11 protein-coding genes are annotated in these 13210 nt (G+C 46.0%); 9 read left to right on the plus strand and 2 right to left on the minus strand.

Annotated elements, in window-relative coordinates:
- Window positions 1-86 precede the first annotated feature (86 nt).
- Window positions 87-2255, minus strand: a complete 2169-nt coding sequence (gene fadJ / locus ACW689_RS11915) for a fatty acid oxidation complex subunit alpha FadJ (protein WP_476291589.1) — start codon at window positions 2253-2255, stop codon at window positions 87-89.
- Window positions 2255-3565: an acetyl-CoA C-acyltransferase FadI gene (gene fadI / locus ACW689_RS11920; protein WP_476291591.1), complete on the minus strand. Its 1311-nt coding sequence runs from the start codon at window positions 3563-3565 to the stop codon at window positions 2255-2257. Before fadI ends, fadJ begins: the two co-directional genes overlap by 1 nt.
- Before the next feature lie 282 nt (window positions 3566-3847).
- Between fadI and ACW689_RS11925 the strand changes: the two genes are divergently transcribed.
- The 9 genes from ACW689_RS11925 (at window position 3848) to ACW689_RS11965 (ending at window position 13061) form a co-directional block, all read left to right on the plus strand.
- Entirely contained in the window at window positions 3848-4804 is a 957-nt protein-coding gene (locus ACW689_RS11925) for an AAA family ATPase (protein WP_476291593.1), read from the plus strand.
- 2 nt (window positions 4805-4806) lie between these two features.
- Window positions 4807-5754, plus strand: coding sequence for a DUF58 domain-containing protein (locus tag ACW689_RS11930; RefSeq protein ID WP_476291595.1), 948 nt, complete (start codon window positions 4807-4809; stop codon window positions 5752-5754).
- A gap of 5 nt (window positions 5755-5759) precedes the next feature.
- A complete protein-coding gene (locus ACW689_RS11935; RefSeq protein ID WP_476291597.1) occupies window positions 5760-6194 on the plus strand; it encodes a DUF4381 family protein in 435 nt (144 codons plus the stop codon).
- The gene (locus ACW689_RS11940) at window positions 6187-7182 is read left to right on the plus strand and encodes a vWA domain-containing protein (protein WP_476291599.1); all 996 of its coding nucleotides are present in this window, start codon (window positions 6187-6189) and stop codon (window positions 7180-7182) included. The genes ACW689_RS11935 and ACW689_RS11940 overlap by 8 nt, the downstream gene beginning before the upstream one ends.
- 1 nt (window position 7183) lies before the next feature.
- Window positions 7184-9136 (plus strand): vWA domain-containing protein, encoded by a 1953-nt coding sequence (locus ACW689_RS11945; protein WP_476291601.1) that lies wholly within the window; start codon window positions 7184-7186, stop codon window positions 9134-9136.
- Window positions 9130-10767 carry a BatD family protein gene (locus tag ACW689_RS11950; protein WP_476291603.1) on the plus strand — a complete coding sequence of 546 codons (1638 nt, stop codon included), beginning with the start codon at window positions 9130-9132 and terminating at the stop codon, window positions 10765-10767. The genes ACW689_RS11945 and ACW689_RS11950 overlap by 7 nt, the downstream gene beginning before the upstream one ends.
- A 62-nt stretch (window positions 10768-10829) precedes the next feature.
- Window positions 10830-11345, plus strand: a complete 516-nt coding sequence (locus ACW689_RS11955; RefSeq protein ID WP_476291605.1) for a sigma-70 family RNA polymerase sigma factor — start codon at window positions 10830-10832, stop codon at window positions 11343-11345.
- Window positions 11345-12061, plus strand: coding sequence for a DUF3379 family protein (locus ACW689_RS11960; protein ID WP_476291607.1), 717 nt, complete (start codon window positions 11345-11347; stop codon window positions 12059-12061). Before ACW689_RS11955 ends, ACW689_RS11960 begins: the two co-directional genes overlap by 1 nt.
- Window positions 12062-12191: 130 nt before the next feature.
- Complete coding sequence (locus ACW689_RS11965; protein WP_476291609.1) at window positions 12192-13061, plus strand: Tim44 domain-containing protein; 870 nt, start codon at window positions 12192-12194, stop codon at window positions 13059-13061.
- The last annotated feature ends 149 nt before the right edge of the window (window positions 13062-13210 follow it).

Below are 13210 nucleotides of genomic sequence, written 5' to 3' on the forward strand. Positions count from 1 at the left end.
AGGCACGAAGTAAAAGTGACAATAATCAGGCACAAAAAAGGGCATCTTGATGCAATGCCCTTTTCGCAAAATAACGCGATGGTGATTTATTGCGCTTCGCTGTGTTCTTCAGCAGGCGTTTCCTTAGAAACCACTTCGGTTAGCTTAGCTTTAGGGGCATCGTAAAACTTTGCACCTTTCTCAGCCATTGCCATCAACGACTCAGCAGGCGTAAATACTGCATTATCAGAGGTATAAGTTGACAGCTCGGAACATATCTTGTTCACGCCTCGCTTGTCCATGTAGCTAAATGGACCACCTAGGAATGGTGGGAAGCCAATACCGAAGATCGCGCCAATATCGCCGTCACGCGCGCTGGCAATAATGCCTTCGTCCAAGCAGCGTGCAGCCTCATTAAGCATTTGCGCCACACAGCGGCTCGCGATTTCTTGCTTATTCAAGCGCGGGCTGGTGGTAACGCCCAGCAGCTCGTATACCGACTCGTCCACTTTCTTACCTTTTTTCTCGTAAGAGTAGAAGCCACGACCTGTCTTACGACCTAGACGCTTAGCATCAATCATGCGATCAAAAGCATTCGGTGCTTTAAAGCGCTCACCTAACTCTTTTTCTAGGATCGGAGCAATTTTAGAGCCGATGTCGATACCCACTTCGTCAAGCAGTGCCAGTGGCCCAACTGGGAAGCCAAATTCAACCAATGCTTGGTCAATCTTCTCTATTGGTTCACCTGCAAGTAGTAAATTAGCGGCTTCGTTCACGTATGGCGCTAAAATACGGTTAACGTAAAAACCCGCTTTGTCTTTTACCACAATCGGCGTTTTACCTTGCTTACGAGCAAAGTTTACTGTACGCGCGATTGTTTGTTCCGAGGTGCCTTCGTGTGGAATAATTTCCACCAGCGGCATCTTTTCTACTGGCGAGAAGTAATGTAGACCAATCACGTTCTCAGGGCGCTTTGCTTGCTCAGCAATTTGTGCAATCGGTAATGATGACGTGTTGCTGGCAAAAATAGTGTTTTCTTGGCAGTTTTGTTCAATATCCGCCACCATGCTTTGCTTGAGTTTTAAATCTTCAAACACCGCTTCAATTACCATATCAACATGTTTAAAGCCCGAGTAATCCGTGCTACCGGTAATGCGGTTCATGGTTTGCTGTAGTTCAGCCTTACTCATGATGCGGCGCTTTTGGCGCTTTGACAGAATTTTAAAGCTGTAGTTCATGGCATTGCTAATACCTTGATGCGCGACATCTTTTACGCGAACCAATGCGCCTGCTTTTACAGCACTCACATGAGCGATACCCGCGCCCATCAAACCACCACCAAGCACGGCGGTACGCTCAATCGGTGCCACATCATCATTTTTGTAGTCTTTTTTCATTTCCGTGGTGGCAAAGAAAATACCACGTAATGATTTAGATACCTCGGTCATCACCAAGTCAGCAAAACCTTCCGCTTCTGTCTTGTATGCCTTAAGTTCATCAAGCTCAATTGACGCACGTACGGCTTTAATGATGTTTAATGGTGCAGGATAATGACCCCCAGTCTTTTTAAGTACATTCTCTTCGGCTTTTTTGAAGATAATATTGCGACCAAACGGGTTCGATTCTAATAACTGACTGATTTTGTCCAAACGAGGTTTGCTCGCTTTAGCCTTACCTTTGGTTGCCATTTCAGCCGCCACGCGCTCTAAAATGCTGTGTGGTACACAATCATTCACAAGACCTGACTTTTTAGCTTGCTTTGCGCGTACTTGCTTGCCCGTTAACATCCATTCCAATGCCTTTTGGATACCAACAAGTTTGGGTAAGCGCTGCGTACCACCGCCGCCAGGCAACAAGCCCAACTGCACTTCAGGCAAGCCTAGCTTAGTAATGTCACTGTCTGTACAAACGCGGTAATCACACGCCAGCGCGAACTCTAAACCACCGCCCAGTGCTGCGCCGTGAATGGCCGCTACGGTTGGATATGGCTGTTTTTTCATAGTGAAAAATGCTTGCTGACACATCTCTGACAGTGCTAATGCATCTTCACGTGTTTTGGCATTATCCAACATTTTAATATCGGCACCAGCAATAAAGTTATCGCTTTTGCCGCTGATGAATACCATGCCTGTGATGTTGTCATCACGACCTTGCTTTAGTATTGCTAACAAGTCGTCAGCAAAACTATCACGCAGGGTGTTCATTTTTTCGCCCGGCACATCGATTGTGACGATGGCAACGCGTCGCTCGTTTAATTCATAACTAAATACTGACATTATGCGCTCTCCAATACAAAGGCTGCACCTAAACCACCTGCCGCACAGGCCGTCGTCAATGCTAAGCCGCCGCCACGACGTTTTAACTCATGCAAACTTTGCGTGATCAAACGTGCACCCGTTGCTGCAAATGGGTGACCATATGCCAATGAGCCGCCGTTAACGTTAAATTTATCCATATCAATTTCACCGATCGCTTTTGAACGGCCTAATTTGTCTTGCGCAAACTTGTCAGAGCCAAACATCTTCATGTTGGCAAGCGCTTGCGCTGCGAAAGCTTCGTGCATTTCAATTAAATCTAAATCTTTTAAGCTAATACCCGCTCTATCTAACGCTATAGGCGTTGAGTGAGCTGGACCCATTAGCATGTCTTCATGTACTCCGATGGCAGAAAACGCAAAGCTACGTACGTAACCTAAAATATCGTAGCCTAGCGCTTTAGCTTTACTTTCGCTCATCATTAACACTGCCGCAGCCCCGTCAGTCAATGGGGTTGCGTTCGCCGCAGTCACAGAGCCGTGTGCGCGATCGAATACTGGCTTTAACTTCGCATAGCCTTCAATTGATGAGTTAGTGCGAATGTTGTTGTCTTGTTCGATAAAAGATTTGTAAGGTGGCACATGTGCTGCCATTACTTCTTCTGCTAACAAGCCATCGGCCCACGCTTTGGCAGCAAGTGTATGTGAACGGTGTGCCATTGCGTCTTGATCAGCACGGCTAATGCCATGAGTTTTTGCCATTTGCTCAGCAGTTTGGCCCATTGACAAGCCCGTTGAGTACTCAGCTACCGCCGGTGGCACTGGCATTAAGTCTTTAAAACGTAACTTAGACAGAATCTTGAAGCGCTGGCCAAAGGTGCGTGCCTTGTTTAAATCCACTAAGCTACCCGCCAACTTTTTGCTTACACCAATAGGCAATACTGAAGAAGAATCTGCACCACCTGCAATACCGACCGTCGCAGAACCTGCGATGATAGACTCAGCCACATTAGCAATCGCTTGGAAACTCGTTGCACAAGCACGTGATACTGAGTAAGCATCTACAGACACAGGCATGCCAGTACCTAACACAATTTCACGGGCAATATTGGGCGCTTCTGGCATTTGTACGACTTGACCAAATACCAACTGATCGATTTCTTTTTTATCAAAATTTAAGCGCTCAAGCATTTCATTGACGACCAGCTTACCTAAATCTAGTGCTGGTACATGATGAAACGCCGTCGCTTGCTTCGCGAATGGGGTACGTAAACCACTCACAATCGCGATACGGTCGCCTTTTGTTGTTTTTAGAATGTTTTGCTCAGACATTGATATGCTCTCCCGCTGACAGGTCTGACCTGTTAAATTTTACCTGATTCTAAACAACCCCTTCCACAATGCCAATAGTAAAATCAAAATTGGTTACAAAAGAAGCAAACACACATTACCCTAGTTGTTTTTTTGAACACTCGCAAAAGTTATTGATAAAACTCGGGAACTATTCGAAAAACCAAGGTCTAAATATGACGCAAAAATGTCAATCAAGACTTGAACTAGCTACACGAGTCCATATAACTTAGAGCAAAAATTTGTCACAACAAGGACAAAGCAATGGCAGTAAATGAATTTTCACAATTAAAACGTTATCTTGATACCCAAATTATTGGTCAGCCCGCTTTAACACAAGCACTTCTTATCGCAATTTTGGCCGATGGCCACTTGCTCGTTGAAGGGCCTCCAGGGCTTGCTAAAACGCGTGCAGTAAACGCCCTTGCTAAAGGTATTGAAGGCAGTTTTCAACGCGTACAATTTACACCAGACTTGCTACCTGCAGATGTGACCGGCACCGATATATACCGCCAGCAAACCAGCGAGTTTGTTTTTGAAAAAGGCCCTCTATTCCACAATCTAATTTTGGCTGACGAAATTAACCGTGCGCCTGCAAAAGTGCAATCGGCGTTACTAGAAGCCATGGCCGAACGCCAAATCACGGTGGGTAAAAACACCTACCCGCTTAGTGACTTGTTTATGGTCATGGCCACGCAAAACCCGTTAGAGCAAGAAGGTACATATCCATTACCTGAAGCACAACTGGACCGCTTTTTATTGCATTTAAATATTGACTACCCAGAAGCACAAAATGAGTTAGCGATATTGCGACTCACACGTGGTGAAGCGCTAGAGCAACCACAGGAGCATTTCAGTCCTATTAGTCAAGCAACCTTGTTTGCGGCGCGTAAGAGCGTGCTATCGCTACATTTAGCAGAACCCTTAGAGCAGTATTTAGTGCAACTCATTATTGCGACTCGCCAAGCCGCCAAACTTGACCCGCAATTAGGCGCCTGGATTGAGTTTGGCGCCAGCCCACGTGCAACTATCGCGCTGGATAAGTGTGCCCGAGCACACGCATGGCTGCACGACCGTGAATTTGTTACACCAGAAGATATTCAAGCCGTGATCCACAATGTATTGCGTCATCGCATTATTTTAAGTTACGAAGCGCAAGCCGATGGCATCAGTAAAGATGAAGTCATCAGTAAAATTGTTGAACTAGTACCAGTACCTTAATAATGCAAAAAGCTCAGTTATCAACCCAAGCTTGGTTAGAGCAATGTCATAGCAATGGCGCACAATTGGGCTTAAAAGAGTTACTTTACTATAAGCCCAAAGCAAACTTGTTATCGCTGAAGCCGCGCGCCCGTGTAAAAAGTTCACAAGCTGGACAATATCTTGCACCTCACAAAGGCCGTGGTATGGAGTTTGCGGAAGTGCGCCAATACCAATATGGTGACGATATTCGCGCCATTGATTGGCGCGTAACAGCGCGTACGGGCGAAGCGCATACCAAGCTCTATCAAGAAGAAAAAGAACGCCCTGTATTTATATTTACAGACTTGTCCAACAGTATGTTATTTGGCTCACAGTTATTGCTTAAATCTGTACAAGCTGCTCATTTAAGTGCCCTGGTTGCCTGGTCAGCTTGTCAACGCGGCGACAGACTCGGTGGTATTGTGTTTAGTGAGTATGGTCATCACGAGTTAAAGCCTACCGCGCGTGATAAAGGTGTATTGGCACTTTGCCATCAACTTTGTGATATTCATGAGCAAGCACTGAATAATCGTGAAAACATCGCGCCAAATCGCTTTGCCGATAACCTGAAACGGCTCACTCATTTAGCCAAACCCGGCAGTTTAATTTATTTAATCTCCGATTTTAGCAGCTTAGATGATGCCAGTTTCAAACAGCTTGAACGCTTAGCGAGGCACTGCGAGTTGATAGGCTGCCAAGTAAGCGATCCGTTTGAGCATCAACTGCCCGCGTACAAGGATGCAGTAACCGTTGAAGCAGGCGAAAACGCTTGGACTTTACCACTCATGGATAAGCAATTTCGTGCCAAGTTTGCACAAAAAGCGGCTGATGCTTTTGCCCAACGCCTTACGCGTTTAAAACGTGCGGGCATGACAATGCAATCATTCAGCGCTGCAATCCCTTTAGAATCACAGTTGTCGAGGTATTAACGGTTATGCAAGCTTCTCCTCTAGCAGCATTACATGACGTAATGCCACCCAGTGAAGTGTCTTGGTGGCCACTATCTGCGGCCATGTGGTCAGTCATTGTCGTAAGCTTACTGCTATTGGTCACTCTCATTGTGTGGCGCTACAAGGCATGGCAACGACAGCGTGCCAAACGTGAAGCCATAAAACACAGTGAGCACATTACACAAGACCCACAGCAATTGCACATCCTAGTAAAACGGCTAACCAAGCATTACTATGGCAGCCGCGCCGTATCGGGATGTAACAAACAATGGGCAAAACGGCTATCGCAGCTCAGCGGCCAAAGATTTGACGCCAAAGAATTAGACAGTTTGTACAGTCCAGCACCCGATATTGAGCTGGCCAACAAATTACATATTGCTATCAAGAAGTTTAAATTAAAAGAGGCCATCGATGTTTGAGTTTTCATGGCCATGGGCCTTTTTATTACTGCCCCTGCCTTGGCTAATAGCCAAGTTTAAACCCGTGCAGCACAGTGCAGCTCAGCGACTGCGTATGCCCAGTTTCGCCAGCCTTGCTGCGCTCGCACCAAAAGAAACAGTGCAAAGCCGTGGCACAAATTGGCTAGAAATGTTGATTTGGCTACTTTTGGTTGTCGCAGCTGCCAACCCTAAATGGCTTGACGACCCTATTGCCCTGCCTAACGAAGGCCGCGATATTATGCTCGCAGTTGACCTATCCGGCTCCATGACTGAGCAAGATATGGAATATCAAGGTCGATACATAGACCGGCTTTCTGTGGTTAAAGCGGTATTGGGTGATTTTATCGAGCAGCGTCAAGGCGACCGCCTTGGGCTTATTTTGTTTGGGGACACTGCTTTTTTACAAACCCCATTAACGCGCGACCTAAACACGGTTAGCCAAATGCTAAGCGAAGCTCAAATTGGGCTCGTTGGACGCGCAACGGCCATTGGCGATGCGCTCGGCCTTGCCGTTAAGCGCTTCAGTCAAAAACAACAAAGTAACCGTATCCTGATTTTGCTGACCGATGGTCAAAATACGGCGGGTAACTTAAAGCCCGAGGATGCGCTGATCCTTGCCCGTGAAGAAGGCATCAAAGTGTATACCGTCGGTGTTGGTTCAGATGGCAGAGGCGGATTTGGCCTCTTTGGTATGGGCGGACTTGGCGGTGGTGGCAGCATTGATGAAGCGACCTTAAAGCACATCGCAAAAGAGACCGGCGGGTTGTATTTTAGAGCGAAAGATGTAGCGGGACTACAACAGATTTATCAAGAGCTGGATAAATTAGAGCCAGTATCGGACGAAGCTCAAACATTTCGCCCACAACTTGCGCTTTTTTACTGGCCTTTACTTGGCGCATTGGCACTTATCGCATTGTCGCTAATTGTAAAAGCAGCAAAAAATTTAAGCTTAAGACAGGAGGCGTAGCATGGAGTTTATGTTTATTCGTCCCGACTTACTTTGGTTGCTAATCCCATGGCTTGTGATAACCAGCATTCAATTTACTAAGCAAGCAAAGCAAAAACAAAGCCCGCTCATTGCACCTCACTTAGCCAATGTCATGCTCAGTGACAACAAGCAACAGCGTAAACAGGCAAGCCCTTTGCTTGTCAGCCTGTTTTTACTGGTAGGTATCGTCAGTGCGGCAGGCCCAAGCTTTGAAAAGCAACAAGTACCAGTATATCAAGCTAAACAAGCTCGCGTGCTTTTGATGGACATGTCATATTCTATGTACTCCACTGACATCACGCCAAACCGCCTGACTCAAGCACGCTTTAAGGCACTAGATATGATTGAGTTGTTTAAAGAAGGTGAAACAGCTTTAGTTGCATACGCAGGTGATGCGTTTACCGTGTCGCCATTAACCAGCGACGCGGCCACTTTGGCGAACTTAATCCCGAGTTTAAGCCCTGCGATCATGCCAAGCAAAGGCTCAAATGTGCTGGCTGGTATTGTGCAAGCCGTTGAGCTACTCAAGCAAGCCGGATACACACAGGGTGAAATTATCTTGCTCACCGATGGACTTGATCAAGCGGATATTGACGATGTTAACGGTGAACTGAGCTCTAGCAACTATGCCTTGAGTATTTACGGCATTGGTACAGAGCAAGGTGCCCCCATTGCATTGCCTGAAGGCGGCTTTTTAAAAGACAGCTCAGGACAAATTGTGGTACCAAAAATTAACTTTGCCCGTTTAGATGGCCTGGCAAAGCGTAACAAAGGCCAACTCGTTCGCTACCAAACCAGCGGAAGTGACATTAAAGCCTTTACGCCCAAGCTAGCTGACACGCAAGATTTACAACAATCAGAGCAAAGTCAAACATTGTGGCGCGTTGATGCGGGTCAATACGGCTTAATTTTGCTACTACCTTTAGCGCTGTTAATCATGCGCCGCGCCGGGATCAGTTTGTTCGTTGTATTGTTCATGCTCAACCCTACCGAGCAAGCCATGGCCGCTGACTGGCAAAGCTGGTTTAAAAACACCGATCAAAACGCCTTAAGCGCCTATCAAAGTGATGATTATCAAAACGCAGTCAATGCTGAAAATGCAGAGCTAAGAGGTGCAGCCTTATACAAGCAAGGTGACTATGAACAGGCTGCTCAAGTATTAGAGCATACCACTTCTGCTATTGGCCAATACAACTACGGGAATGCGCTCGCACAGCAAGGTGAGCTAGACAAAGCAATAAAAGCTTACGACAAAGCGTTAGCCGCTGACCCTGACTTTAGCCAAGCGGCTGAAAACAAAGCGCTGGTGGAACAACTTAAACAGCAACAGGAAAACCAGCAACAGCAGCAAGGTGACCAACAACAGCAAGGTGACCAACAGCAGCAAGGTGACCAACAGCAGCAAGGCGACCAACAGCAGCAAGGCGACCAACAGCAGCAAGGCGACCAACAGCAGCAAGGTGACCAACAGCAGCAAGGCGACCAACCACAGCAAGGTGACCAACCACAGCAAGGTGACCAACAGCAGCAAGGCGACCAACAACAGCAAGGTGACCAACAGCAGCAAAGTGACCAACAGCAATCAGGTGAGCAAAATAACCAGCCCGATATGCAAAGTGAACCACAAACACAGCAGCAGTCACAACAAAGTGTTTCTGATCAACAAGAAAAGGCTGACGAGCAAACGCAGCAACAAGCAATGACGCAGCAAGCTCAGCAGCAACAACCAAAAGAGGGAGAGCCTGAGCAAGGCATGGCACCTGTTTCAGCACAGCCACTTACCCCTGAAGAAAAAGAAAAAGCGCAGCAGCTTAATCAGCTACTTAGAAAAGTGCCTGATGACCCTGCAATTTTGTTACGCAACAAAATGCAATTAGAGGCGCAACAACGCGCGCAACAACGCCGTCCACAAGGAGTTGAAAAATCATGGTAATACGTTTGTTCGTTTCCGTATTCCTTTTAATGCTTATGCGCCCTGTTTGGGCATTTGATAATTTAACCGCCAGCGTTGATAAAAACCCCGTGCTCGTGGGTGAATACTTTACGCTCACTATTGAGGCTGATGGCAAAGTATCTGGCGAACAGCCAGATACGAGTGTTCTGGCGCAGCAGTTTGTCACAGGTCCTGTAAGCGTTGGCTCACGTACCAGCATCATCAATGGCAGCGTAAGCAGTCAAACAACTTGGCAAATGCAAGTTATGGTACGCTCTGCTGGTACTTTTACCATTCCAGCTTTTGAAATAGACGGTAAGCGCTCTGAACCCATTAAACTTACAGTGGTACCTAGAAGTGACAGCGAGCAGGCGCAAAAAGATATTTTCGTCACTGGTGAGCTCAAACCAAGTAGCTTATATGTACAACAAGCAGGTCTTTACACAGTAAAACTTTACCTAGCAAAAGACCTACTTGATGGTCAACTGTCACCACCAGAAATGGAAGATGCACAGATCTCAGCACTGGGTAAGCAAAAGGAAGGCTATGAAGTTGTAGATGGCCGTCGTTACATGGTGATCACCCGTGAATATCTAGTACAGCCACAAAAAAGTGGTGAGTTTACAATCTCAGCGCCCGTATTTAATGGTCAAGTGCGAGAAAACTACCGCCGTATGGCGGTGTCAGCCATGGCTGACAACATAGATATCAGCGTTAAACCCATCCCTGATAATTACCAAGGCGCATGGTTACCCAGCGAGTTGGTGAATTTAAGTGAAGAGTGGCAACCCAGCGATGAGCAAGTTACTGTGGGCACACCCATCACAAGAACTATCACCCTCACTGCGTTAGGTGTTACTCAAGAGCAATTACCTGATATCAAGCTGGATACGATCACCGGTATTCGTAGCTACCCAGATGAAAGTGAGCGTAACCAACTAGCCAGAGATGGCCGCGTGATCTCGCAATTGGTCTCGTCGTACGCTCTAGTACCTCAAACACCAGGCACTTATACCCTGCCTGAAGTCAAGGTGCCTTGGTTTAATACCGTGATCAATAAAGTAAACTACGCCACTTTACCTGCGCGTACAATTACAGTGGTGGCCGATCCGAATCAGCCAATCACCGCAACACAACCTGTGCAGCCAAATATAGCAACACCGGCAACCGTCGAGCCTAAGCAAAGTGTGGCGCCTCAAGTTGTTAATACATCTAGAACAATGACCGATTGGCTAATACTGAGCTCTGGTTATGTCTTATGGCTCATCACCTTGCTACTTTGGTGGTTACGAAAACCAAGCCAATCGAACAGCGTGACTAACAAAAAATTAAACCCTAAACGTTCAGCACCCAGCGACTCACTAAAAGCTGCGATGAAACAAAATGACGCAAGCGGGTTTTACCAAGCGTTACGCAATTATGCCAAGCAGGCGCATCCCGAGTTAGGATTCGATGCATGGCTCAACCTGCAAAATTCACCACAATTAAGCGAAGAAATTGCAGCCTTGCAAGCATCTCTGTACAGTAACACTTCTCAAGTAGCTGATTTATCAAAGATATACCAGCTACTTGTGTCTGCGCAGAAAAAACAAGCAGCCAAAAAGAATACCCATCTAGCTCAGCTATACTGAGCTAGATAAAATAAATTGCAAAAAAGATGCAAGAAAACTGCTAACCATAAGGTCTTACTAGCATGACCATGAAACAAAAGCGCTACGAATCTTTGGTACAGGTATACCATGTCGAACTCTACCGGTTCGCTTACTGGCTTTGCCAAGACCCAACCATTGCTGAAGACTTAGTGCAAGAAACCTTTTTAAGGGCTTGGCGTTCACTTGATTCATTACAAGATGACAATGCCGCCAAACCTTGGTTACTGACTATTTTGCGCCGTGAAAATGCACGACGCTTTGAACGAAAACAATTTGAATATGCCGATGTAGATAACGACACACTGGTAGATAACCAAAGTGTTGAACTTGACGACAAAATGGAACAAACCGTCATACAAAGGCAAATTAGTAAACTCTCTGCAGAGTACCGAGAGCCACTTCTACTGCAAGTCGTGATGGGCTGCTCGGGTGATGAAATAGCAGACATATTGGAGCTGAACAAAAATACCGTGATGACACGCTTATATCGTGCACGTAACCAGCTAAAAGAAGCGCTGACTGAGCACCAAGAACCACTTAAAGGGGCACAAAATTGATGAATGATTTAGAATTTCGTCGTCGCCTGTTTGCAGATCCACACGATACGGACGTTGCGAAAGAAGCTGCAAAAGACCCTGAACAACAAGCCTTACTAGAAGACTTACAAGCTTTTGACGCCCAGCTCAATGAAGCTTTACAAGTTGAAGTTCCTGAAGGCTTGGCAGAACGTATTATTGCAAAACAACAGCAAGACAATGATCACAATGTACTACAAAGAAAGTCGTGGTTCCGTCGTAACAAAACGCCGCTAGCAACTGCGGCAAGTGCAACCTTTGCGGTAGGTTTATATTTTATGAGCGCCACGCAATCACCGCTACTTGCCGGGGATCATGCGTTGTCGCATGTGCGTCATGAAAAAAGCGCCTTTGCAAGTACCCAAGAAATTGCCATGCAAAAGGTGAATGAAAAACTGGCTAAATTTGGCGCCAAACTGAGTGACTTACCGGGTAAGGTAACTTACGCCACGTTTTGTCATTTTCAAGGCCAAGAAAGCCTGCACCTAGTGTTTCAATCTGAGTTTGGGCCGATGACGGTGTTTATTGTGCCCATAGACAAGAAAAACAGCTTAGGCGGAAATGGCCAATTTGAAGACGAACAGTACTCTGGCATTATCGATCAAGATAAACACGGTGCAACGGTACTGGTGGCCAACCTAGGCACCCCTGTCAAGAAGTACCAAAAACAGGTAATCAACGCGCTTAAGTGGTTATAAAACCTGTAAATAAAGCGGTACGTTCTACACGTACCGCTCATCGACTCTAGCCTCTATTCAACCTCATTTTTATTCAACTTAGTAACGTCTTTCTTTACAATTTCGTCAGTTTTAGTTCTATAGGATAGTTATGAAAAATTTTATCGTATTTTTTTCACTGATCTCACTGTTGTTTGTCAGCAGCTTTGACGTTGAAGCCAGAAAAAAGTTTGGTAGCAAATCAAAGGGTAAAACCCATCAAACCAGTACCACACAGCAAAAACAGCAAACAGACACCAAGTCGATTGCGCCAGCTTCAACGGCTAAGCCTAAATCAAGTAAAAAAGGCATTATGGCCGGTGTACTAGGTGGCCTACTTGCTGGCGGCTTGATCGCGGCAATGCTGGGTGATGACTTTGAAGGCTTTCAATTTTTAGAGATGATTTTACTTGCGCTTGCTGCGTTTGTAATTTTCAAACTCATTAAAGGCATGATGCAAAAACGCCAACAACCACATATGGCTGGGGGTCCACAAATGGGGAACCCAACAATGGGTGGCCAACCACAATTTGAACAACCTCAGCAGTTCCAGACACAAACAGCCGCAACGGGCGGTTTTGGTCAACAAGATTCTGTGCCTTTTAATCTACCAAAAGACTTTGACGTAAACGGCTTTTTGCAAGGCGCACGTCAGCACTACCATACACTACAAGAAGCGTGGAACAACAAAGATTTTGCAACCATGGCGGAATACTTAAGCCCTGAATTGGTCGAAGAGTATAAACGCGAGCGTGAGAACCAAGGCGATGTTGCCACTGAAGTGATGTTTGTTGATGCTCAGTTAGTGCGTGCTGATACGAAACCTGATGTATGGGAAGTGAGTATTTTATTCAAAGGAAAATATCGTGACCTAGGCGATAAGCAAGAGGAAGCCATACACGAAATCTGGCACCTTGAGCGTCAAACGCAAGGCAATGCCCCATGGTTAATTGTCGGCTTAGAAGATTTAGCGGACAGTTAATTGACGCGCATTTTATTTAGCAATGAAAAGCCGCTGATTTCAAACCTGCGGCTTTTATGACTCTGTAACTAAATCTGTGTAACTGCCTATTATTAATCCTTAAAAAGGGTTTAGGATAGGCAATGATGAATAAGAAAGAACTGGAAGCG

It is taken from the genome of Pseudoalteromonas sp. ABE4_541 (assembly GCF_056312285.1).